The sequence below is a fragment of the Enterobacter cloacae complex sp. 2022EL-00981 genome (assembly GCF_028737495.1).
Classification (GTDB): Bacteria; Pseudomonadota; Gammaproteobacteria; order Enterobacterales; family Enterobacteriaceae; genus Enterobacter; species Enterobacter cloacae.
This window is the reverse complement of record NZ_JAQZRK010000001.1, coordinates 268,000-289,149: the sequence shown is the minus strand read 5'-3', so window position 1 is coordinate 289,149 and position 21,150 is coordinate 268,000. Positions and strand designations below refer to the sequence as shown.

24 protein-coding genes are annotated in these 21,150 nt (G+C 52.0%); 13 read left to right on the top strand and 11 right to left on the bottom strand.

Going from position 1 to position 21,150, the window contains the following annotated elements:
- The first annotated feature begins 90 nt into the window (after positions 1–90).
- The 4 genes from yedE to PUZ33_RS01395 all read left to right on the top strand — a co-directional run bounded on the left by yedE (position 91) and on the right by PUZ33_RS01395 (position 2,592).
- Positions 91–1,302 carry a selenium metabolism membrane protein YedE/FdhT gene (gene yedE, locus PUZ33_RS01410; protein ID WP_058681324.1) on the top strand — a complete coding sequence of 404 codons (1,212 nt, stop codon included), beginning with the start codon at positions 91–93 and terminating at the stop codon, positions 1,300–1,302.
- Positions 1,299–1,532, top strand: coding sequence for a sulfurtransferase-like selenium metabolism protein YedF (gene yedF, locus PUZ33_RS01405; protein WP_058681325.1), 234 nt, complete (start codon positions 1,299–1,301; stop codon positions 1,530–1,532). The genes yedE and yedF overlap by 4 nt, the downstream gene beginning before the upstream one ends.
- A 132-nt stretch (positions 1,533–1,664) precedes the next feature.
- A complete protein-coding gene (uspF, locus tag PUZ33_RS01400; RefSeq protein ID WP_013096287.1) occupies positions 1,665–2,099 on the top strand; it encodes a universal stress protein UspF in 435 nt (144 codons plus the stop codon).
- 88 nt (positions 2,100–2,187) lie between these two features.
- Positions 2,188–2,592: a cell envelope integrity TolA C-terminal domain-containing protein gene (locus PUZ33_RS01395; RefSeq protein WP_058681326.1), complete on the top strand. Its 405-nt coding sequence runs from the start codon at positions 2,188–2,190 to the stop codon at positions 2,590–2,592.
- 53 nt (positions 2,593–2,645) lie between these two features.
- Here the strand turns inward: PUZ33_RS01395 and ompW are convergent, their stop codons facing one another.
- Positions 2,646–3,278 (bottom strand): outer membrane protein OmpW, encoded by a 633-nt coding sequence (ompW, locus tag PUZ33_RS01390; RefSeq protein ID WP_013096285.1) that lies wholly within the window; start codon positions 3,276–3,278, stop codon positions 2,646–2,648.
- A gap of 281 nt (positions 3,279–3,559) precedes the next feature.
- Here ompW and PUZ33_RS01385 point away from each other — a divergent pair, with 281 nt between their 5' ends.
- From PUZ33_RS01385 to yciA, 4 genes are all read left to right on the top strand, one after another.
- Entirely contained in the window at positions 3,560–3,964 is a 405-nt protein-coding gene (locus PUZ33_RS01385) for a YkgJ family cysteine cluster protein (RefSeq protein ID WP_013096284.1), read from the top strand.
- Between the two features lie 25 nt (positions 3,965–3,989).
- Positions 3,990–4,733: a YciC family protein gene (locus tag PUZ33_RS01380; RefSeq protein WP_013096283.1), complete on the top strand. Its 744-nt coding sequence runs from the start codon at positions 3,990–3,992 to the stop codon at positions 4,731–4,733.
- Between the two features lie 56 nt (positions 4,734–4,789).
- Positions 4,790–5,329 carry a septation protein A gene (locus PUZ33_RS01375; protein WP_038419778.1) on the top strand — a complete coding sequence of 180 codons (540 nt, stop codon included), beginning with the start codon at positions 4,790–4,792 and terminating at the stop codon, positions 5,327–5,329.
- A gap of 105 nt (positions 5,330–5,434) precedes the next feature.
- Positions 5,435–5,830, top strand: a complete 396-nt coding sequence (gene yciA / locus PUZ33_RS01370) for an acyl-CoA thioester hydrolase YciA (RefSeq protein ID WP_047024092.1) — start codon at positions 5,435–5,437, stop codon at positions 5,828–5,830.
- A gap of 38 nt (positions 5,831–5,868) precedes the next feature.
- Here yciA and tonB read toward each other — a convergent pair whose 3' ends face one another.
- The gene (tonB, locus tag PUZ33_RS01365) at positions 5,869–6,600 is read right to left on the bottom strand and encodes a TonB system transport protein TonB (RefSeq protein WP_058681327.1); all 732 of its coding nucleotides are present in this window, start codon (positions 6,598–6,600) and stop codon (positions 5,869–5,871) included.
- 220 nt (positions 6,601–6,820) lie between these two features.
- Here tonB and PUZ33_RS01360 point away from each other — a divergent pair, with 220 nt between their 5' ends.
- Entirely contained in the window at positions 6,821–7,117 is a 297-nt protein-coding gene (locus PUZ33_RS01360; protein ID WP_013096279.1) for a YciI family protein, read from the top strand.
- A 36-nt stretch (positions 7,118–7,153) separates the two neighbouring features.
- Here the strand turns inward: PUZ33_RS01360 and leuE are convergent, their stop codons facing one another.
- Both leuE and PUZ33_RS01350 read right to left on the bottom strand, forming a co-directional pair.
- Positions 7,154–7,789 carry a leucine efflux protein LeuE gene (gene leuE / locus PUZ33_RS01355; RefSeq protein WP_013096278.1) on the bottom strand — a complete coding sequence of 212 codons (636 nt, stop codon included), beginning with the start codon at positions 7,787–7,789 and terminating at the stop codon, positions 7,154–7,156.
- Positions 7,790–7,896: 107 nt separating this feature from the next.
- Positions 7,897–8,070 carry a YciY family protein gene (locus PUZ33_RS01350; protein ID WP_086528096.1) on the bottom strand — a complete coding sequence of 58 codons (174 nt, stop codon included), beginning with the start codon at positions 8,068–8,070 and terminating at the stop codon, positions 7,897–7,899.
- Between the two features lie 144 nt (positions 8,071–8,214).
- Here PUZ33_RS01350 and cls point away from each other — a divergent pair, with 144 nt between their 5' ends.
- Together cls and PUZ33_RS01340 are read left to right on the top strand one after the other, a co-directional pair.
- On the top strand, positions 8,215–9,675 hold the full coding sequence (gene cls, locus PUZ33_RS01345) for a cardiolipin synthase (protein WP_020690926.1): 1,461 nt from the start codon (positions 8,215–8,217) through the stop codon (positions 9,673–9,675).
- Positions 9,676–9,708: 33 nt separating this feature from the next.
- Positions 9,709–10,038 carry an HI1450 family dsDNA-mimic protein gene (locus tag PUZ33_RS01340; RefSeq protein WP_013096276.1) on the top strand — a complete coding sequence of 110 codons (330 nt, stop codon included), beginning with the start codon at positions 9,709–9,711 and terminating at the stop codon, positions 10,036–10,038.
- 28 nt (positions 10,039–10,066) lie between these two features.
- On the opposite strand, the gene PUZ33_RS01335 is transcribed toward PUZ33_RS01340, so the two are convergent.
- The 7 genes from PUZ33_RS01335 to PUZ33_RS01305 all read right to left on the bottom strand — a co-directional run bounded on the left by PUZ33_RS01335 (position 10,067) and on the right by PUZ33_RS01305 (position 17,951).
- A complete protein-coding gene (locus tag PUZ33_RS01335) occupies positions 10,067–10,936 on the bottom strand; it encodes an ion transporter (RefSeq protein ID WP_252107549.1) in 870 nt (289 codons plus the stop codon).
- Between the two features lie 14 nt (positions 10,937–10,950).
- On the bottom strand, positions 10,951–11,955 hold the full coding sequence (gene oppF / locus PUZ33_RS01330; protein ID WP_020690924.1) for a murein tripeptide/oligopeptide ABC transporter ATP-binding protein OppF: 1,005 nt from the start codon (positions 11,953–11,955) through the stop codon (positions 10,951–10,953).
- Positions 11,952–12,965, bottom strand: coding sequence for an ABC transporter ATP-binding protein (locus PUZ33_RS01325; RefSeq protein ID WP_013096273.1), 1,014 nt, complete (start codon positions 12,963–12,965; stop codon positions 11,952–11,954). Before PUZ33_RS01325 ends, oppF begins: the two co-directional genes overlap by 4 nt.
- Before the next feature lie 11 nt (positions 12,966–12,976).
- A complete protein-coding gene (gene oppC / locus PUZ33_RS01320) occupies positions 12,977–13,885 on the bottom strand; it encodes an oligopeptide ABC transporter permease OppC (protein ID WP_013096272.1) in 909 nt (302 codons plus the stop codon).
- 12 nt (positions 13,886–13,897) lie between these two features.
- Positions 13,898–14,818, bottom strand: a complete 921-nt coding sequence (oppB, locus tag PUZ33_RS01315) for an oligopeptide ABC transporter permease OppB (protein WP_013096271.1) — start codon at positions 14,816–14,818, stop codon at positions 13,898–13,900.
- 83 nt (positions 14,819–14,901) lie between these two features.
- The gene (gene oppA / locus PUZ33_RS01310) at positions 14,902–16,533 is read right to left on the bottom strand and encodes an oligopeptide ABC transporter substrate-binding protein OppA (protein ID WP_020690922.1); all 1,632 of its coding nucleotides are present in this window, start codon (positions 16,531–16,533) and stop codon (positions 14,902–14,904) included.
- 770 nt (positions 16,534–17,303) lie between these two features.
- Positions 17,304–17,951, bottom strand: a complete 648-nt coding sequence (locus PUZ33_RS01305) for a YchE family NAAT transporter (protein ID WP_020690921.1) — start codon at positions 17,949–17,951, stop codon at positions 17,304–17,306.
- Between PUZ33_RS01305 and PUZ33_RS01300 the strand changes: the two genes are divergently transcribed.
- Together PUZ33_RS01300 and adhE are read left to right on the top strand one after the other, a co-directional pair.
- A complete protein-coding gene (locus PUZ33_RS01300) occupies positions 17,857–18,132 on the top strand; it encodes a hypothetical protein (protein ID WP_162185062.1) in 276 nt (91 codons plus the stop codon). The two genes, PUZ33_RS01305 and PUZ33_RS01300, sit on opposite strands and share 95 nt — an antisense overlap.
- A gap of 297 nt (positions 18,133–18,429) precedes the next feature.
- Entirely contained in the window at positions 18,430–21,108 is a 2,679-nt protein-coding gene (adhE, locus tag PUZ33_RS01295; RefSeq protein ID WP_274205290.1) for a bifunctional acetaldehyde-CoA/alcohol dehydrogenase, read from the top strand.
- Positions 21,109–21,150 lie beyond the last annotated feature (42 nt).

Below are 21,150 nucleotides of genomic sequence, written 5' to 3'. Positions count from 1 at the left end.
TTTCGGCGTGAATGGCTTTTCAAACCTTGCCGTAAGCGTATGATTTGGTCTCTTTTCGGCTTTAAACCTTCTGAGTTCAGAGGCTTACTCATGTCATGGCAATACTTCAAACAGACTTACCTGGTTAAGTTCTGGTCACCAGTACCGGCCGTCATCGCGGCGGGGATCCTTTCCACCTACTATTTCGGCATTACCGGCACCTTCTGGGCCGTAACCGGCGAATTCACCCGCTGGGGTGGGCAACTGCTGCAGCTCGCTGGCGTACATACCGAGGAGTGGGGTTACTTTAAGCTTATTCATCTGGACGGCACGCCGCTGACCCGCATCGACGGTATGATGATTATCGGCATGTTCGGGGGCTGTTTTGCCGCCGCGCTGTGGGCTAACAACGTTAAGTTGCGAATGCCTAAAAGCCGGATACGCGTTATGCAGGCGATTGTCGGCGGCATGATTGCCGGGTTCGGCGCCCGTCTGGCGATGGGGTGTAACCTGGCCGCTTTCTTTACCGGCATTCCACAGTTTTCGCTGCACGCCTGGTTTTTTGCTGTCGCCACGGCGATTGGCTCTTACTTTGGCGCGAAGTTTACCCTCCTGCCGCTGTTCCGCATTCCGGTCAAAATGGTGAAGGTCAGCGCTGCCTCGCCGCTGACGCAAAAGCCTTCTCAGGCGCGTCGTCGTTTTCGTCTCGGCATGCTGGTCTTTTTCGCCATGGTCGCCTGGGCGCTCTGTACGGCGCTCAACCAGCCTAAGCTGGGTCTGGCCATGTTGTTCGGTGTCGGTTTCGGCCTGCTGATAGAACGTGCGCAGATCTGCTTCACCTCGGCGTTTCGCGATATGTGGATCACCGGCCGTACAATGATGGCCAAAGCGATTATTGCGGGTATGGCGGTAAGCGCCATTGGCATCTTCAGCTATGTGCAACTGGGTGTTGAGCCGAAAATCATGTGGGCTGGTCCGAACGCGGTGATTGGCGGTCTGCTGTTTGGCTTCGGAATTGTACTGGCTGGCGGGTGTGAAACCGGCTGGATGTACCGCGCGGTTGAAGGTCAGGTGCATTACTGGTGGGTAGGTCTGGGGAACGTCATCGGCTCCACCCTGCTGGCCTGGTACTGGGACGATTTGTCTCCGGTGCTGGCCACGAACTGGGACAAGGTGAATCTGCTCAGCACGTTTGGCCCGCTCAGCGGGCTGCTGGTGACCTACGCCCTGCTGCTGGTCGCTTTTTTACTGGTTGTCGTGCAAGAGAAACGCTTCTTTCGCCGTGCCACGGTTAAACCTGAACCCCAGGAGAATGCAGCATGAAAGAGATTGTGCCTGACTACCGCCTTGATATGGTCGGTGAACCGTGTCCTTACCCGGCTGTCGCTACGCTTGAAGCGCTCCCGCGGCTTCAAAAAGGGGAGATTCTGGAAGTGGTGAGCGACTGCCCGCAGTCCATCAACAACATTCCTCTGGATGCCAAAAACCACGGTTACACCGTACTGTATATTCAGCAGGATGGCCCGACCATTCGCTATCTTATCCAGAAGTAAACCGCCAGGTGACGGGGGGCGTCCCCCCCGTCAAAAAAGCTGCCTCACCTCCCATTTTGATGGCGAACACAACGCCACTGAAAATGGGAGCACTACACTTAAAGTGGATAAAAAACAAACAGGAGGTGAGGTATGTTTAATTCAATTTTAGTCCCTGTCGATATCTCTGAAAGTCGTCTGACCGAACAGGTGATTCCCTATGTTCAGGCAAACGCAGCAATCGGTAACGGTAAAATCCATTTTCTGACGGTAGTGCCTTCTTTCCCTTACTATTCATCGCTTGGGCTGGCGTATTCGGTTGAAATGCCAAAGCTGGCGGAGATTCAGGAAGAAGCCCTTACGAAGCTCAAAGAGATGGTTAAGCAGTTCAATTTACCTGCCGATCGTGTGGAGACACACGCCATTTCAGGTGCGCCTAAAGATCAGATCCTGAAGCTGGCTGACAGTATCAACGCTGACCTCATTATCATTGCGTCCCATCGACCGGATATCACAACCTACCTTTTAGGTTCAAACGCGGCGGTTGTGGTACGCCATGCAAAATGCCCGGTGCTGGTTGTACGTTAGCGAGGCTGGTGAGAAACTTAAGCCCCGGAATCCCGGGGCTTATTTAAATCGTTGTACAATAAAATAATTTCGATAAACGGACTTAACAATGAAAAAAGTAGTGATGCTGGTATGCCTTGCCACAGCAATAACGGGCTGTGCCCCTCTCGCGCCTGAAGGTTGTCAGAAGAAAACCGCTCTCGACTCGTGCTCCTATAAGCAGTCCGGTAAAGTCTCCGATAAGGATATCTATGGTCAACAGGCTGCCGCGATAAAGAAAGCGCTGGACTCGGCGCTGACCGATCCGCACGCCTGGAATGGTAAGCGATGCAACATGCATCTCGACTTCACCGTCGACGGGCTACTGCAGAACCTGGAGATAAAAGGCGGAGACAAAGCGTATTGCCAGGCTTTAGCCGACGCGGCAACACGGGCCACCTTCCCGCCCTTCACAGACGAGCGTGTATTTCAGGATATGGGTTCTGCCCGCTGGAACATGCAGGGGCAACCGTAGAGGTAAGCCGCTAGAAAGACTGGCCATGTTCTGGCCAGTCCCGGAAAGTAGAATCAGAAACGATAACCTGCAGAGAACATAAATACCCATGGATCCAGACGGGTACTGATGCTTTGTTGCTGTCCGCCTGCCTTGAAGCGGACATCGGTATCGATATCCATATACCAGACTGAGGCGTTAATTAACCAGTCGCGGTTAATGAGATAGTCCATCCCCACCTGTCCTGCCACGCCCCATGAATCTTTCAGGCTGAGATCGGTCAGCCCGGCCTCTTTACCGGTATCGTTGAATTTCTCATCAAAGAAGGTGGTGTAGTTCACGCCTGCGCCAATATAGGGACGCAGTTTACTGCTTGAGTCACCAAAGTACCACTGCGCCATCAACGTTGGCGGCAGATGGTGCACCGTGGCGATATCACCGGTTGGGCCTAAACCAACGCGATGACGGAATGGCGTCGCTGCCAGCAGCTCAACGCCAATGTTATCCGTCGCCATATACGTGAATGTTAAACCTAACTGGGTGTTGTTGCTGACGTTGAAGCCGCCCATTCCCAGCACGTTATCAGAACCTTCAGTTGGACGTACCGTTGCCGAACCGGCACGAATAAAGAATTCACCTGCTTCATGCGCATACGCGCCGCCAGAGAGACTGCTTAAGATAAGGGCTGCCACCGCTAATTTTTTCATATCCGCTCCATCGTTGTGGTTTTAGCTGCGGATGAGAATATACTCACAAATGAGTAATAAGTGATCTGTCACAGATCACATTAAAACCAGTAACTTAACATTCATTGATCTGGGTTAATTTTTGGTGACACGCCGTAAGGCCAAAAGTTGTTCTTACGTCAATTTTTGGCATTTCCCGGTTACAAAATTTTCTGTTTCCCCCCTCTTGCTCTTCGAATGGCGGCTGGATAATTTAGCGCTCTCACAATGTGATTTGATGCGTTCTTTTTTGCAGGTGTGCCATGAGTGATATGAACCCGTGCATGACGTGCGGAGCCTGTTGTGCGTATTTTCGAGTCTCTTTCTACTGGGCCGAAGCCAGCGATGGCGGCGGCACCGTTCCGGTTCATCTCACTGAACCGTTATCCCCTTTTCTGCGCTGCATGAGCGGTACGAATCAAAAGCAGGCCCGCTGTGTGGCGTTACAAGGCGAGCCAGGCGTGTCGACCCGCTGCTCCATCTATGAGGATCGCCCCAGCCCGTGTCGGGACTTTACGATGTCTGGCGAAGAGGGTCAGGTCAACGAAGCCTGTAATCGCGCCCGCGCGCGCTTCGGATTACCGCCGCTTTACAAAGATATGCTTTTCCATACAAGCCTTGATGCTGCCACGACCGCGTTATCCGGTGTACAATTGCCGGCTAATTAACACCTGCAATACTCAAGGAGAGTGCATGTCTATCACGGCGAAGTCTGTCTACCGTGACACGGGAAACTTTTTCCGCAATCAGTTCGTAACCTTTTTACTGATCGCGTTGTTATGCGCCTTTATTACGGTGGTTCTGGGTCACGCGTTCTCTCCGAGTGACGAACAGATCGCCAGCCTGAGCCAGGGCGACCATCTTGCAGGTAGCGTGGGGTTGTTTGAGCTGGTGCAAAACATGACGCCAGAGCAGCAGCAAATCCTGCTGCGGGCCTCTGCGGCATCGACTTTCTCTGGACTGATCGGCAATGCCATTCTCGCGGGCGGCGTTCTGCTGATGATCCAGCTGGTTTCTGCAGGCCACCGCGTCAGCGCCTTACGGGCGATCGGTGCCAGCGCGCCGGTATTGCCTAAGCTGTTTATCCTCATCTTTTTAACCACCCTGCTGGTGCAAATGGGGATCATGCTCGTTGTGGTTCCAGGCGTGCTGCTGGCTATCGTCCTCGCGTTCGCTCCGGTGATGGTGGTGCAGGACAAAATGGGGATCTTTACCGCCATGCGCAGCAGCATCAAACTGGCATGGGCCAATATGCGCCTGGTGGCACCGGCCGTAATTAGCTGGCTGCTGGCCAAAACGCTCCTGCTGCTGTTTGCCCCAAACTTTGCAGTCTTAACGCCGAACGTCGGTGCGGTGGTAGCCAACACGCTGAGTAATCTGATTTCAGCGATACTGCTGGTTTATCTGTTCCGCCTGTATATGTTAATTCGTCAGTAATCCTGTGGCCGGGTGTATCGCAGCACCCGGCCCCACACAGAAGATGGAATCACAGAATGAAGCAGTTTCTTGATTTTTTACCGCTGGTCGTGTTTTTCGCGTTTTATAAGCTGTATGACATTTATGCAGCCACGATGGCGCTGATCGTTGCTACCGCTATCGTGCTGATCTACAGCTGGGTTCGCTATCGTAAAGTCGAAAAAATGGCTCTGATTACGTTCGCACTGGTGGCCGTGTTCGGTGGGCTGACGCTGTTCTTCCACAATGATGAATTCATTAAATGGAAAGTCACCGTGATTTACGCGCTGTTTGCCGGTGCGTTGCTGATCAGCCAGTGGGTAATGAAAAAGCCACTGATCCAGCGCATGCTGGGTAAAGAGCTGACGCTGCCACAGGAAGTATGGTCTCGTCTGAATATCGCCTGGGCGCTGTTCTTTATTCTTTGCGGCCTGGCGAATATCTACATCGCCTTCTGGCTGCCGCAGAGTATCTGGGTCAACTTCAAGGTCTTTGGTCTGACGGCGCTGACGCTCATCTTCACTCTGTTAAGCGGTGTCTATATCTACCGGCACATGCCGCAGGATGATAAACACTGATGAATCCCCGACCAGAACGTGCACAACAGGCGTTCTGGTCTATTCTCTCCTGCCAAAAATCATAGTAGCATCCCGCCTGAAGTCTTCAGTTACGAGTTTAAAACAATGACAACAAATGACGCCCCTCAGGGCGAACTGGTTTTACGCACACTGGCAATGCCTGCGGACACGAATGCCAATGGCGATATTTTTGGCGGCTGGCTGATGTCGCAAATGGATATGGGCGGCGCAATTCTGGCAAAAGAGATCGCGCATGGTCGCGTTGTGACCGTCCGGGTGGATGGGATGACCTTCCTGCGCCCGGTCGCGGTGGGTGATGTGGTCTGCTGCTATGCACGCTGCGTCAAGCGCGGTAATACTTCCATTTCCATTAACATTGAAGTCTGGGTGAAAAAGGTCTCATCTGAACCGATTGGACAGCGTTATAAAGCAACAGAAGCGCTGTTTATTTATGTGGCAGTCGATAGCGAGGGTAAACCCCGCCCGCTGCCTCAGGCCTGATCGTCAGACATAAAAAAGCCTCCTTTCGGAGGCTTTTCTTATTCCATCTGCGCCCCGCCGTTCAGGCGGAAAACAATATTAACGATCAACCCACTGCCTGGTTTGCCTGGCTCATAACGCCATCTGCGCATCGCCGATTTCACTTCACGCTCAAACATATTTGAAGGCTGAGCAGACAAGATTTCCACGTTATCAACACGCCCGTCCGGGGTGACGTCAAATTTGACCCGCACGCGACCTTCAATGCGCAACGCCTGAGCACGAGGAGGATATTGCGGCTGGTTGCGGCTCACGGCGCGCGGGCCAGCGGGCGCGGTTGGCGTCGTTTTTGCGGTCGCGGGCGTGTTATTCATCAACGGACGCGAAGGCGCAGTGTTTTCTACCCTCTGCGTAGCGCGTGGTTCAACCGGACGTTCTTCCCGTTTAGGGCGCTCCTCCACCTTTTTCACCGGTTTTGGTTTCGGCTTAGGCTTCGGTTTGGGTTTGGGTTCGGGCTTATGGATCACCACCGGCGCTTCCTTTGGTGGCTCCGGAACCGGCTCAGGTTCTGGTTCTGGCTCCGGCTCAGCAACCGGCTGCGGCGGTGGTGCAACCTGCGGCGGCTCAAGATCCGCAGGCGAGACCATCGTCACTGAAATGGGCTGCGAAGGCGCTGGCATTTCAATAACCTGATGAACCGAGGTATAGAGCAAACCCGCCACGACAGCACCGTGAATCACGACAGAAAGCAGCGTCGGCCAGGGAAAGCGGCGAGGTAAATCAAGGGTCATCGAAGTCATAATCATCAACGTTAAAAAACCGAATCCTGATTTTAAATGCAAATAGCAATCATATTCAATAAGACACTTTGTTCTGGCGCAATTTAGGCGCGGGAGAGGCCAAAAAAGAGGCATTCAGATCAGGGTAGTAACATTGTTTTTATTTTACATTGCAGTCAGTTGTCCTTTCACATAACGTAACTGACACTTTTAATGGTTAAGGAGCTTCACCGTGTTTTACGTGATTTACTCTGAAGATGTCGCTGATTCCCTGGAAAAACGCCAGTCTGTACGCCCTGCTCACCTCGCACGCTTACAGTTGCTGCAGGATGAAGGGCGTTTACTGACTGCGGGCCCTATGCCGGCCGTCGACAGCAACGATCCGGGTGCTGCCGGTTTTTCTGGCTCCACGGTGATTGCCGAGTTTGAATCCCTGGAGGCCGCTCAGGCCTGGGCCGATGCCGATCCGTACGTTGCTGCGGGTGTTTATGCGAAAGTGACGGTTCGACCGTACAAAAAAGTGTTCTGATACTAAAAAAGGCTCCCTCAGGAGCCTTTCTTTCAATCAATGCAGCGATGCTAACCGCGCCGCAAACCCGACAAACAACAGTCCTATCAGGCCGTTCCCCAGCTTTGCCAGTTTCTTTTTCGTTTTCAGATAACGTGTGACAAAAGCGCCTGAGAAGATCAGGAAGCTCATATACATAAAGCTTATTAGCTCAAGCGTGGTCGCGAGGATCAGGAAAGAGGTACCGGTATTCTTCGCATTCACATCGATAAACTGAACAAAGAACGAGACGTAGAACAGAATCGCTTTCGGGTTCGTCAGGCTCAATACCAGCGAGCGTTTCATGATCATGCTGGCAGGCTCGGTACCGCTTTCATGTGTATTATTCTGACGGGTAATAACCGACCAGAGCATTTTACCGCCCAGCCACAGCAGATAAAAAGCACCTAAATAACGTACGATATTAAACAGTACCGGTGTGGTCTGAATTAACGCGGCAACGCCCGCCCAGGCCAGGAACATCAGTACGGCATCGCCGATAAACACGCCGGTGGCGGCGAGATACCCTTTTTTAACGCCGTGACCAATCCCGGTTTTCAGCACAAATAAAGTATTCGGCCCTGGCACCAGCACGATAAAAAATGCGCCGACAACGTATGTCCAGAAATTCAGTACGCCAAACTCCGCAAACACTTCTCCCTCCTTTTGCTCAACACAACAGGAATAGCGCTGCAAAGACGCTATTCCCAACAACCAGACGCCATAAAATCATTGGGCACCTTGCGGTGCCCTGATGGTTCTCAGAAATCCTGGACTGCGAACAGCAACGCATTGCGGTGCCGGGTCATTCCACATTTCCTGATGGCGTGTATACGCATATTGCGGCGGGATTGTGCTTCCAGCCAACGAGCCTTACGACGGTTCACCTGTCGCAACATGCGCCAGCGCCCTACTTCAGTTCTACTGCGCTTCATGTCTACAACTCTTTCTTTAAAAGAGAGGCCATTATAAACCCAACCCTGCAGCAAACCAGCGCTTTTACCTGGCGTTTTTATTTGCCAGATGATTCCTGATGCGTACACTCATAACAATACGCTTTCAAAAGGATTTTTTTACCTATGACAACCTTCTACACCGTGGTGAGTTGGCTGGTCATTCTGGGATACTGGCTGTTAATCGCGGGTGTGACATTGCGCATCCTGATGAAGCGCAGAGCCGTACCCTCTGCCATGGCCTGGCTTCTTATAATTTATATCCTGCCGCTGGTAGGAATTATTGCCTATCTCTCTTTCGGTGAACTTCATCTGGGCAAGCGTCGTGCCGAGCGTGCCCGGGCCATGTGGCCTTCCACCGCCAAATGGCTGAGCGATCTCAAAGCCTGTAAACACATCTTCGCAGAAGAAAACAGCAGCGTTGCCTCCTCATTATTTAAACTGTGCGAACTCAGACAAGGTATTGGTGGGGTAAAAGGCAATCAGCTCCAGCTGCTGACCTCTTCTGATGACGTCATGCAGGCCTTGATCCGCGATATTCAACTGGCTCGTCACAATATCGAGATGGTGTTCTATATCTGGCAGCCCGGCGGGATGGCAGACCAGGTAGCGGAATCACTGATGGCTGCCGCACGTCGTGGCATTCACTGCCGTTTGATGCTCGACTCCGCAGGCAGCGTCGCCTTTTTCCGTAGCCCCTGGGCAGGGATGATGCGTAATGCCGGCATCGAAGTGGTCGAGGCGTTAAAGGTCAATTTACTGCGCGTTTTCCTGCGCCGGATGGATCTTCGCCAGCACCGCAAGATGATCATGATCGACAACTATATTGCCTATACCGGCAGCATGAACATGGTTGACCCCCGCTTCTTCAAGCAGGACTCGGGGGTCGGCCAGTGGATTGACCTGATGGCAAGGATGGAAGGGCCGATCGCCACCTCCATGGGGATTGTCTATTCCTGCGACTGGGAGATAGAAACCGGTAAGCGTATTCTCCCGCCGCCACCGGATGGCAATATCATGCCCTTTGAAGAGGCCAGCGGACATACCATCCATACCATTGCCTCCGGGCCGGGTTTCCCGGAGGATTTAATCCATCAGGCGCTGCTGACCGCCACTTACGCGGCGCGTGAATATTTGATCATGACCACGCCCTACTTCGTTCCGAGCGATGACCTGTTGCACGCAATCTGCACCGCAGCACAACGCGGTGTCGATGTCAGCATCATTCTGCCACGCAAAAATGACTCACTTCTGGTGGGCTGGGCCAGCCGTGCGTTCTTTAGCGAACTGCTTGCCGCCGGGGTAAAAATCTACCAGTTTGAAGGCGGGCTCCTGCATACCAAAAGCGTCCTCGTGGACGGTGAGTTAAGTCTGGTGGGCACGGTAAACCTGGATATGCGCAGCCTGTGGTTAAACTTTGAAATCACGCTGGTCATTGATGATGCCGGATTCGGCGGTGATCTGGCGGCGGTACAGGACGATTATATCTCCCGTTCGCGCCTGCTGGATGCCCGGCTGTGGGTAAAACGTCCGCTGTGGCAGAGAATTGCTGAACGACTGTTTTACTTCTTTAGTCCGTTGCTGTAAAACGTGCCCAACGATGTTTAACAGGTAGTCATCATGGAAATGGATCTGAACAATCGCCTGACCGAAGACGAAACGCTCGAGCAGGCCTATGACATTTTTCTCGAACTGGCGGTTGATAACCTCGATCCCGCAGATGTGATCCTCTTTAATCTGCAGTTCGAAGAGCGCGGCGGTGCGGAGTTATTCGACCCTGCAGAAGACTGGGCTGAGCACGTGGATTACGATCTCAATCCTGACTTCTTTGCCGAAGTGGTGATTGGGCTGGCAGATGAAGATGGTGGCGAAATTAATGACATCTTCGCCCGCGTGCTGCTCTGCCGCGAGAAAGACCATAAGCTGTGTCATATCATCTGGCGCGAATAGTAAAAGGCTGCGGATGCAGCCTTTTTGTTTAATCCGGTAGCGCACTCCCGCAACGGTTACAGAAGCGGGCGTTAAGCTCATGTTCAGCCTGGTGACAACCCGGACATTTTCGCTGCTGTTTGCGGCTCTGAAATGCGCTGCTCATATGGGTTGTGATAAGACCTGTCGGAATGGCAATCACCGAATACCCAATCAGAATCAGCACCGATGCGACGATACATCCAAGCGGCGTATGCGGCGTGATATCCCCGTAGCCAACGGTCGTGACGGTGACAATGGCCCAATACACAGAGGCATTCAGCGTTGTGAAGCCATATTTTGGACCTTCTATCAGGTACATCAACGCACCGAAAACAATCATGACGATCGCGATAAACGAGTAAAACAGAATGAGCTGATGCCGGGCACTGACTATTGCGCTCCAGAAGACCCGCAGAGACGGCATAAAACGCAGCAATTTCAAAATACGTAATACACGAATAACGCGCATCGCCCGCCATGCAAAGACATAGCTCAGGCTAATCTCGGGCCACAACCACATGACGTAGAGCGGCAGGACGGTGGCTAAATCGATAAATCCCCAGAAGCTGAAAACATATCTCGCCGGGTTGGGCCAGCAGACGACCCGCAGCAGATATTCGGCAGTAAAGACCAGGGTAATAATCAGTTCGATCCAGACAAATATATGCCATTCATCATAGGTCAGGTGATACTGCGTCCCGGCTCCCGATTCAAAGAAAATAACCACCACGCTGATGAGTGCAAACAGCCCGCAGATCCCTTCGAAGCGGCGTCCGGATATCGTTTTAGGATCGAATAAAAAATGATAAAGCCGCCGACGGGCAGAGGTGAATAGACTCGACACGGTAACCTCGCAAAAAATAAGGGCTGACATCATGTCAGCCCTTGCGATTATAACGGGTCTACTTTCAGGCAGGAAACCGCATGTCGGAAACTGCCTTCCAGAACCGGTCGTGTTTTCGCACACTCCGGCCCGGCCAGTGGGCATCGCGTACGGAACACGCAGCCTGATGGCGGATTAATCGGCGACGGCAATTCGCCTTCCAGCAGCTGGATGGTTTTATTTTTTTCCAGATCGGGATCGGGAATTGGCACCGCGGACATCAGCGCTTTGGTGTAGGGGTGCAGTGGATTGTGGTACACCTCATCATAGGTGCCCAGCTCCACGGCATGGCCCAGGTACATGACCAGTACGCGGTCAGAAATGTGCTTCACCACCGCCAGGTCGTGCGCAATGAAGATCAGCGACAGCCCCATTTCACGCTGCAGCTTCTGCAGCAGGTTAACCACCTGCGCCTGAATCGACACATCCAGCGCGGAGACAGGCTCATCGCAGATGATCAGCTTCGGCTCAAGGATTAACGCGCGGGCAATACCGATGCGCTGACACTGGCCGCCGGAGAATTCGTGCGGATAGCGGTTGATGAGGTTTGGCAGCAGCCCCACTTTCATCATCATCGCCTTAACACGATCGCGTACTTCCTGACGTGGCATCTTCGGATGATAGGTCCGCAGCGGCTCGGCAATGATTTCACCAATGGTCATACGCGGGTTTAAGGAGGCCAGCGGATCCTGGAATATCATCTGAATATCGCTGCGTACGTCGCGCCACTCTTCGGGCTTCATCCCCAGCAGATCTTTACCCAGCCACGCCACTTTACCACCGGTCGCTTTCACCAGACCGATAATGGCACGCGCAAAGGTCGATTTACCGCATCCGGACTCACCCACCACGCCCAGCGTTTCCCCTTCATACAGACGAAGCGTTACGCCATCCACAGCTTTCAGGGTCTTGGGCGGCTGCCAGAACCACTGTTTACCGTCTTTGATGTCGAAATGCACTTTAAGATCGGCAATTTCGAGCAGCACATTTCTTTTTTCATCTAATGCGTTCATACCAGCTCCTCCTGCGGCTTAAAGCAGGCGCGCAGACGGCCTGGTGCAAACTCTTCCAGCGGCGGAGCGCTGTTACAAATCTCCATCGCGTGCGGGCAGCGCGGCTGGAACGGGCAGCCTTTCGGCAGGCGCAGCAGGTTTGGCGGGTTGCCCGGAATGGTCAACAGGGATTCCCCTTCCGCATCAAGTCGTGGCACCGCATTCAACAGGCCGATCGAGTACGGGTGCGCAGGCTGATAGAAAACATCGCGCGCTTTGCCATATTCCATCGTACGGCCGGCATACATCACCAGCACTTTGTCACAGATACCGGCAACCACGCCCAAATCGTGGGTGATCATGATAATCGCCGTGTTGAACTCACGCTTAAGCTCGTTCAGCAGGGTCATGATTTGCGCCTGGACGGTCACATCCAGCGCGGTGGTGGGTTCATCGGCAATCAGCAGTTTTGGACGACACAGCAGCGCCATGGCAATCATCACACGCTGACGCATACCGCCAGAGAACTCATGCGGGAACATGCGCATGCGCTTACGCGCCTCTGGCATTTTTACCGCATCGAGCATTTTAACGGACTCTTCAAAGGCTTCAGCTTTGCTCAACCCTTTGTGCAGCATCAGGACTTCCATCAGTTGCTCACCGACGCGCATGTACGGGTTCAACGAGGTCATCGGATCCTGGAAAATCATCGAAATCTGCTCAGCACGCAGCTTGTTCAGCTCGTGTTCAGGCAGGTTGAGGATCTCACGTCCGTTGAATTTGGCGGATCCGCCAATTACACCGTTTGCGGCCAGCAGCCCCATCAGCGCGAACGCCGTCTGAGATTTCCCGGAGCCGGATTCGCCCACGATACCCAGCGTTTCACCCGCGCGCAGGTTGAAGTTGAGATCGTTTACGGCGGTGACATCCCCGTCCGGTGTCTTAAAGGTGACGCGGAGATCGTTTACATCCAGCAGAAGGTCACTCCGCTGTTGCGCCTGTGGCGCAGTTGCCGTTTCAATAATTGTCATGACGGCGCTCCTTAACGGTCTTTCGGGTCGAGGGCATCACGCAGGCCATCGCCGATAAAGTTGAAACAGAACAGGGTCACGACCAGGAAACCCGCCGGGTATAACAGCAGCCACGGTGAAACTTCCATTGAGTTTGCGCCGTCGCTCAACAGCGCGCCCCAACTGCTCAGCGGCTCTTGCGTGCCCAGCCCCAGGAAGCTCAGGAAGGATTCAAACAGGATCATGCTTGGTACCAGCAGTGAGGCATACACCACCACCACGCCCAGTACGTTAGGAACAATGTGGCGGACAACGATATTCCCTGTCGATACCCCCCCCACCTGCGCCGCTTCGATAAACTCTTTGCGTTTAAGGCTCAGCGTCTGGCCACGTACGATACGCGCCATATCCAGCCAGGAGACCATGCCGATGGCCACGAAGATTAACAGGATGTTCTGGCCGAAGAAGGTCACCAGCAGGATCACGAAGAACATGAACGGGAAGGAGTTTAAAATTTCCAGCAGACGCATCATGACCGAGTCCACTTTCCCGCCGAGATAGCCGGAGAGCGAGCCGTAGAGCGTACCGACGATCACGGCAACCAGCGCCGCTGCAATCCCCACCATCAATGAAATACGGCCCCCAATGGCGACGCGGACCAGCAGGTCACGGCCGGACGAGTCCGTACCAAAGTAGTGGCCGGACTCCATATCCGGCGCGCTGGACATCATGCCCCAGTCCGTATCGAAATAGGTGAATTGCGACAGCATCGGCGCCAGGGTCACAAACAGCGCGATCAGCACCAGAACAACCAGACTGGCGACCGCTGCGCGGTTATGCATAAAGCGACGGCGGGCGTCCTGCCAGAGGCTACGACCTTCGACTTCCAGTTTTTCACTGAAGTTTTCCAGCGCCTCGCTGTTTTTCTTACTCAACATCATGGCGTGCTCCAGTTAGTAACGGATTTTCGGGTCGATAACGGCATACAGCACATCGACAACAGCGTTAAAGAGAATGGTCAACGCACCCACGAGGATCGTCAGGCTCAGCACCAGAGAATAGTCGCGGTTAAGGGCACCGTTAACAAACAGCTGGCCAATACCCGGCAGACCGTAGATGGTTTCAATAACCATTGAACCGGTAATAATACCGACGAACGCCGGTCCCATGTACGAGAGCACAGGTAAAAGAGCCGGCTTGAGCGCATGTCGGAAGATAATCCGGCGCATCGGCAACCCTTTCGCGCGCGCGGTACGGATGAAGTTTGAATGTAACACTTCAATCATCGAACCACGGGTGATACGCGCGATACTGGCGATGTAAGCCAGAGAAAGCGCCACCATCGGTAAAATCATGAATTTCAGTGCCCCGCCGTTCCAGCCGCCGCCGGGCAGCCATTTCAGCGTGATGGCAAATATCATCACCAGTAACGGCGCGACAACGAAGCTGGGGATAACCACCCCGGTCATTGCGACCCCCATTACCGTATAATCCCATTTGGTATTTTGTTTAAGCGCGGCAATAACGCCTGCGGTGACCCCGAGAACCACGGCCAACAAGAATGCCGCAGCACCCAGTTTTGCCGATACCGGGAAGCTGGATGCCACCAGGTCGTTAACGGAATAGTCTTTATATTTGAATGACGGCCCGAAATCGCCATGCGCCAGTTGCTTCAGATAGTTGAAGTATTGCGTGGAGATAGGATCGTTTAAATGATATTTCGCTTCGATATTCGCCATCACTTCAGGTGGCAGCGTACGTTCACCCGTGAATGGACTTCCCGGCGCGAGACGCATCATAAAGAAGGAAATTGTAATTAGAATAAATAACGTTGGTATCGCTTCTAAACAGCGACGCAGGATAAATTTCAACATTGCCCGTACCTTCTGGCGTGTGCCTGATGAATGTTACAAAGTAGACACGGTGGGGCAAGCCAGGCCCGCCCCACGTATTGCCATTAATGCTTGATAATATAAAGATTCTTAACGGAAATATTATCCAACGGGTCTTTACCGGTATAGCCGCCAACCCATGGTTTCACCAGGCGGGCGTTCACGTAGTAGTAAACCGGTACAATTGCCGAGTCTTTATCGAGCTGTTGTTCTGCTTTGGCGTACAGGTCTGCGCGTTTTGCATCGTCAGTAACCTGCAGCGTTTCAGCGATAAGCTTATCGAATGCCGGGCTCTTATAGTGCGCCGTGTTGTTCGAGCTGTCGCTGAGCATGGTATTCAGGAAGGATGTCGGTTCATTATAGTCCGCACACCAGCCTGCACGCGCCACGTCAAAGGTGCCCTGATGACGGGTATCCAGGAAGGTTTTCCACTCCTGGTTTTCCAACTTAACGTTCGCGCCCAGGTTTTTCTTCCAGATAGAGGCAACGGCAATCGCCAGTTTTTTATGCAGATCGGACGTGTTGTACAGCAGGTTAAACGTCAGCGGCTTATCTGCGGTGTACCCTGCTTCGGCCAGCAGTTTTTTCGCTTCTTCGTTACGTTTTTCCTGTGACCACTTGAACCACTCAGGTTCAACCAGTTTCATGCCGTCGGTGTACGGTGGAGTGTAACTGTAGGCTGGCAGATCGCCCTGGTTTTTCACTTTGTTCACGATGATATCGCGATCCAGTGCCAGCTTCAGCGCCGTACGGACACGTACGTCGGTGAACGGTGCTTTCTGGTTGTTAATTTCGTAGTAATAAGTACACAGGTATGGATCGACGTGAACTTCTTTCGGGATCTCTTTCTTCAGTTTCTGGAACAGTTCAATCGGCATGTTGTTATAGGTCATGTCGATTTCACCGCTGCGGTAGCGGTTCACGTCAGTCACTTCAGAAGAGATTGGCAGGTAGGTCACCTGGTTAATCACGGTTTTGGCGTTATCCCAGTATTGCGGGTTACGCTCCAGAACCATACGTTCGTTGACCACCCAGTCTTTCAGTTTATAAGCACCGTTGGTCACAATATTGGCAGGCTGAGTCCATTTTTCACCGAATTTTTCCACTGCGGATTTCGGTACCGGGGAGACAGACGGGTGAACCAGCAGCTTATAGAAGTACGGAACAGGTTCGCTCAACGTCACTTCAAACGTGTTGGCATCAATCGCTTTTACACCCAGATCGGTGACCGGTTTTTTACCGGCGATGATGTCATCGATATTGGCGATATGGCCATATTGCAGATAGCTCGCATACGGAGAGGCGGTGTTTGGATTCGCCAGGCGCTGCCAGCTGTAAACGAAATCTTCGGCGGTAACCGGTGTACCGTCGGACCATTTAGCATCTTTGCGCAGATGGAAGGTCCAGACTTTAAAATCTTTGTTTTCCCACTTTTCGGCGACGCCCGGCGCCGGGTGGCCTTCTACGTCAGTGACCAGCAGCCCTTCAAACAGGTCGCGGTTGACGTTTGACTCTGGCACGCCCTCAATTTTATGCGGATCAAGAGATTGTACTTCCGCCCCGTTGTTACGTACCAGCGTCTGCTTCTCAGCCAGCTGTACCCCTGCAGGCACGTCCGCAGCCATTGCAGCGTTGCCCGCGATTAGCGCAGTTAAAATCCCCGCCGCTACCAGATTTTTTTTTGTGATGATGGACATTGTGTTGGTACTCCACTCATTATAATTACTGGCCTTCGCCAGCTGTGTAATCCCCTGTTGGGGCCTGTACAGCGCAGGAGTTTTTTTTGCTGCTGTCAGGTTCTTTTTTTACTTCTTGCTATCACCGACTTCTTTATTACTGACCGCTCGTATGGCCGTCTTGCGTCGATTCTTTACACGTCTCCCCTGTCTGAGACATGTGTTGGATATTCGCGAAGATGACTATATGAAAATAATTCTCATCTTCTTGTTTTATGCTGCAAAATATTAGGCCGGAAAGTATCAAAAGGCGTAAACGCACGCCAATACATTTTGCAAATTTGTTAAGCAATTCTCTTTTACGAAGTGTACTAAATCGTTGAGGGCAGCCCTGCCTGACATGAAAGGACAAGAAAAATCTTTTCATTCAAAGAGATAAAAAAATCAGTCTCTCTGCGCGCGTCGCTGCGCTACCATCACGTCATTTTGTACAAAAATTTAACAACTGATTATTATTTAGCACATTCCTCTAAGGGAACGTTGAATTTACTAATATCATTTCGGTTATCACTCAGCAAGCCCCAGAGTATCGTGTGAGTAAAATAACAGAATGATCGCAGGTTTTCTGTGCAGGCGGGAAACGGTGGGATTAATAACTTGTTGAAATATAAGAATTGAACATTATTAGTAGAATTTATTATGACAGGTTAGCATTTCAACTTTATTTATATGATTTGCTGATATTCACGTAAAAAAACGGAGCCGTTGGCTCCGTTCTTTCGTACGAAATGTCAGTGCAATAAGCCGGGGAAAATGCTTTTGATGCCGGTCACAATGAATTCGATGCCCAGGGCCATCAATAGCAACCCCATAATACGGGTAATGACGTTGATGCCTGTCTGCCCAAGCAGACGCACCAGCCAGGGTGCCATGCGGAAGACGCCCCAACAACAAAGCGCAAAAATGGCAATGGCGACAGAAAAGCCAATCAGATGCATCCAGTTGTGGTAGCGCGTACCCCAGACAATCGTCGAGCTGATAGCGCCGGGACCGGCCATCAGCGGTAACGCCAGCGGCACTACGCCAATGCTCTCGCGAATGGCGGTTTCTGATTTTTCCTGCTTGTTCTGTTTGTCTTCCCCCAGCTTACCGCTGATCATCGACATAGCGATGGTGACCACCAGGATCCCACCCGCAATACGGAAAGAATCAATCGAGATACCGAACACCTGAAGAATGGCATCCCCAAGGTAAAGGGAGGTCAGGAGAATAATCGCCACTGACAGGTTAGCGGTAAGATTGGTTTTGTTTCTGGCCGCCGCCGTCTGGTAACTGGTCATACTAATGAAGACAGGAATGATCCCCACCGGGTTGACCAATGCAAACAAACCAATAAAAAACTTAAAATATGTAGGAAAATCAAAGAGCGATAAGATCACATTTTGCTCCGCTTATGCGTATGCCCCGGGGCTGACAACTGTCAGTGAAAATCGCGCTGAAGATACGCTTTTTATCAGCATACTTCACCAGAAATCTGTGCCAAAACGTTATCAATTCATGATGTTAAATATTTGTATAAGCAATGATAGCGCCACTTCCAATAGTTACTTAATTATTTAACACTGGAATAATCTCAAAGAAATAACCCTGCTGAAAGGTATCAGCTTGGGGGAAAATTGACGCAGATCATGATTTTCGTACTCAGAAGTGAGTAATCTTGATTACGCCCCCAGGGAGATGACCTGCCAAAAAAGGATGATGCTAAGGTAAGGCTCTTTTAGTAAATTAGTGTGCTGGTGCAGGAAGTAACCCATTGTTTTACTGTGTGTTACGCAAGTCGTATTGGCTCTGTCTATACTGTCTGACGTATCGAGCGCTGGTTTACTAAAAGAGTTTAAACATTATCAGGAGAGCATTATGGCTGTTACTAATATCGCTGAACTGAACGCCCTCGTCGAGCGCGTTAAAAAAGCCCAGCGTGAATATGCCAATTTCACCCAAGAACAGGTTGATAAAATCTTCCGCGCGGCCGCTCTGGCTGCTGCAGATGCTCGAATCCCTCTCGCTAAAATGGCCGTTGCCGAATCCGGCATGGGTATCGTTGAAGATAAAGTGATCAAAAACCACTTCGCTTCAGAGTATATCTACAACGCCTATAAAGATGAGAAAACCTGTGGCGTGCTGTCTGAAGACGACACTTTCGGTACTATCACCATTGCAGAACCTATCGGCATTATTTGCGGTATCGTTCCAACCACCAACCCAACGTCTACCGCTATCTTCAAATCTCTGATCAGCCTGAAGACCCGTAACGCAATCATCTTCTCCCCGCACCCACGTGCAAAAGATGCGACCAACAAAGCCGCTGACATCGTTCTGCAGGCTGCGATTGCTGCCGGTGCCCCTAAAGACCTGATCGGCTGGATCGACCAACCGTCCGTTGAGCTTTCTAACGCGCTGATGCACCACCCGGACATTAACCTGATCCTGGCGACCGGTGGTCCTGGTATGGTTAAAGCGGCATACAGTTCCGGTAAACCTGCTATCGGCGTAGGCGCGGGTAATACCCCAGTGGTTATTGATGAAACGGCCGATATCAAACGTGCTGTTGCGTCCGTGCTGATGTCCAAAACCTTCGACAACGGTGTTATCTGTGCTTCTGAACAGTCTGTTGTTGTTGTTGATTCCGTTTATGATGCTGTTCGCGAACGTTTCGCCAGCCACGGCGGCTACCTGCTGCAGGGCAAAGAGCTGAAAGCGGTTCAGGATATCATTCTGAAAAATGGCGCGCTGAACGCGGCTATCGTAGGTCAGCCAGCGTATAAAATCGCTGAACTGGCAGGCTTCACTGTTCCGGCAACCACCAAAATTCTGATTGGTGAAGTTAAAGTTGTCGACGAAAGCGAACCATTTGCTCACGAAAAACTGTCCCCTACTCTGGCGATGTACCGCGCCAAAGATTTCGAAGACGCAGTAGAGAAAGCAGAGAAACTGGTTGCGATGGGTGGTATCGGCCACACCTCTTGCCTGTACACTGACCAGGATAACCAGCCAGAACGTGTTGCTCACTTTGGTCAGATGATGAAAACTGCACGTATCCTGATCAACACCCCGGCTTCTCAGGGTGGTATCGGCGACCTGTACAACTTCAAACTCGCACCTTCCCTGACTCTGGGTTGTGGTTCCTGGGGTGGTAACTCCATCTCTGAAAACGTTGGTCCAAAACACCTGATCAACAAGAAAACCGTTGCTAAGCGAGCTGAAAACATGTTGTGGCACAAACTTCCGAAATCTATCTACTTCCGCCGTGGTTCTCTGCCAATCGCGCTGGATGAAGTGATTACTGATGGCCACAAACGTGCGCTCATCGTGACTGACCGTTTCCTGTTCAACAACGGTTACGCTGACCAGATCACCTCTGTTCTGAAAGCCGCTGGCGTAGAAACTGAAGTGTTCTTTGAAGTTGAAGCTGACCCAACCCTGAGCGTTGTGCGTAAAGGTGCGGAGCTGGCTAACTCCTTCAAACCAGATGTGATTATCGCACTGGGTGGTGGTTCCCCAATGGACGCCGCGAAAATCATGTGGGTGATGTACGAGCATCCAGAAACCCACTTCGAAGAACTGGCGCTGCGCTTTATGGACATCCGTAAACGTATCTACAAGTTCCCGAAAATGGGCGTAAAAGCGAAGATGATCGCCGTTACCACCACTTCCGGTACAGGTTCTGAAGTTACGCCGTTCGCGGTGGTCACTGATGACGCAACGGGTCAGAAATACCCACTGGCTGACTACGCGCTGACCCCAGATATGGCCGTCGTTGATGCCAACCTGGTGATGGATATGCCGAAATCACTGTGTGCATTCGGTGGTCTGGACGCTGTGACTCACGCCCTGGAAGCCTATGTTTCCGTACTGGCTTCTGAGTTCTCTGATGGTCAGGCTCTGCAGGCGCTGAAACTGCTGAAAGAAAACCTGCCAGCGTCTTACAACGAAGGGTCTAAAAACCCGGTTGCCCGTGAGCGTGTCCACAGTGCAGCAACCATCGCCGGTATCGCGTTTGCTAACGCCTTCCTCGGGGTTTGCCACTCCATGGCTCACAAACTGGGTTCTCAGTTCCACATTCCTCACGGTCTGGCGAACGCCCTGTTGATCAGCAACGTTATCCGTTATAACGCGAATGACAACCCAACCAAGCAGACTGCTTTCAGCCAGTACGACCGTCCGCAAGCACGTCGTCGTTACGCTGAAATCGCAGACCACCTGGGTCTGAGCGCACCGGGCGACCGTACTGCTGCGAAGATCGAGAAACTGCTGGCATGGCTGGAAAGCCTGAAGGCTGAACTGGGCATTCCTAAATCTATCCGCGAAGCGGGTGTTCAGGAAGCTGACTTCCTGGCACACGTTGATAAGCTGTCTGAAGATGCATTCGATGACCAGTGTACAGGTGCGAACCCGCGTTACCCACTGATCTCCGAGCTGAAACAGATCCTGCTGGATACGTTCTACGGACGTGAGTTCAAAGAAGGTGACGTTGCTGCTGTGAAAACAGAAGCACCAGTCATTAAAGCTGACAAAAAAGCGAAGAAAAGCGCTTAATTGACCGCTGTTAAAAAACCCGCCTCTGGCGGGTTTTTTTAT

What these genes read in the sequence shown, in the direction of transcription:
- yedE (WP_058681324.1), top strand. Translation starts at nt 91, where the DNA reads ATGTCATGGCAATACTTCAAACAGACTTACCTGGTTAAGTTCTGGTCA.
- yedF (WP_058681325.1), top strand. Translation starts at nt 1,299, where the DNA reads ATGAAAGAGATTGTGCCTGACTACCGCCTTGATATGGTCGGTGAACCG.
- uspF (WP_013096287.1), top strand. Translation starts at nt 1,665, where the DNA reads ATGTTTAATTCAATTTTAGTCCCTGTCGATATCTCTGAAAGTCGTCTG.
- PUZ33_RS01395 (WP_058681326.1), top strand. Translation starts at nt 2,188, where the DNA reads ATGAAAAAAGTAGTGATGCTGGTATGCCTTGCCACAGCAATAACGGGC.
- ompW (WP_013096285.1), bottom strand. Translation starts at nt 3,278, where the DNA reads ATGAAAAAATTAGCGGTGGCAGCCCTTATCTTAAGCAGTCTCTCTGGC.
- PUZ33_RS01385 (WP_013096284.1), top strand. Translation starts at nt 3,560, where the DNA reads ATGAGTGATATGAACCCGTGCATGACGTGCGGAGCCTGTTGTGCGTAT.
- PUZ33_RS01380 (WP_013096283.1), top strand. Translation starts at nt 3,990, where the DNA reads ATGTCTATCACGGCGAAGTCTGTCTACCGTGACACGGGAAACTTTTTC.
- PUZ33_RS01375 (WP_038419778.1), top strand. Translation starts at nt 4,790, where the DNA reads ATGAAGCAGTTTCTTGATTTTTTACCGCTGGTCGTGTTTTTCGCGTTT.
- yciA (WP_047024092.1), top strand. Translation starts at nt 5,435, where the DNA reads ATGACAACAAATGACGCCCCTCAGGGCGAACTGGTTTTACGCACACTG.
- tonB (WP_058681327.1), bottom strand. Translation starts at nt 6,600, where the DNA reads ATGACCCTTGATTTACCTCGCCGCTTTCCCTGGCCGACGCTGCTTTCT.
- PUZ33_RS01350 (WP_086528096.1), bottom strand. Translation starts at nt 8,070, where the DNA reads ATGAAGCGCAGTAGAACTGAAGTAGGGCGCTGGCGCATGTTGCGACAG.
- cls (WP_020690926.1), top strand. Translation starts at nt 8,215, where the DNA reads ATGACAACCTTCTACACCGTGGTGAGTTGGCTGGTCATTCTGGGATAC.
- PUZ33_RS01340 (WP_013096276.1), top strand. Translation starts at nt 9,709, where the DNA reads ATGGAAATGGATCTGAACAATCGCCTGACCGAAGACGAAACGCTCGAG.
- PUZ33_RS01335 (WP_252107549.1), bottom strand. Translation starts at nt 10,936, where the DNA reads ATGATGTCAGCCCTTATTTTTTGCGAGGTTACCGTGTCGAGTCTATTC.
- oppF (WP_020690924.1), bottom strand. Translation starts at nt 11,955, where the DNA reads ATGAACGCATTAGATGAAAAAAGAAATGTGCTGCTCGAAATTGCCGAT.
- PUZ33_RS01325 (WP_013096273.1), bottom strand. Translation starts at nt 12,965, where the DNA reads ATGACAATTATTGAAACGGCAACTGCGCCACAGGCGCAACAGCGGAGT.
- oppC (WP_013096272.1), bottom strand. Translation starts at nt 13,885, where the DNA reads ATGATGTTGAGTAAGAAAAACAGCGAGGCGCTGGAAAACTTCAGTGAA.
- oppB (WP_013096271.1), bottom strand. Translation starts at nt 14,818, where the DNA reads ATGTTGAAATTTATCCTGCGTCGCTGTTTAGAAGCGATACCAACGTTA.
- oppA (WP_020690922.1), bottom strand. Translation starts at nt 16,533, where the DNA reads ATGTCCATCATCACAAAAAAAAATCTGGTAGCGGCGGGGATTTTAACT.
- PUZ33_RS01300 (WP_162185062.1), top strand. Translation starts at nt 17,857, where the DNA reads ATGAAGACAGGAATGATCCCCACCGGGTTGACCAATGCAAACAAACCA.
- adhE (WP_274205290.1), top strand. Translation starts at nt 18,430, where the DNA reads ATGGCTGTTACTAATATCGCTGAACTGAACGCCCTCGTCGAGCGCGTT.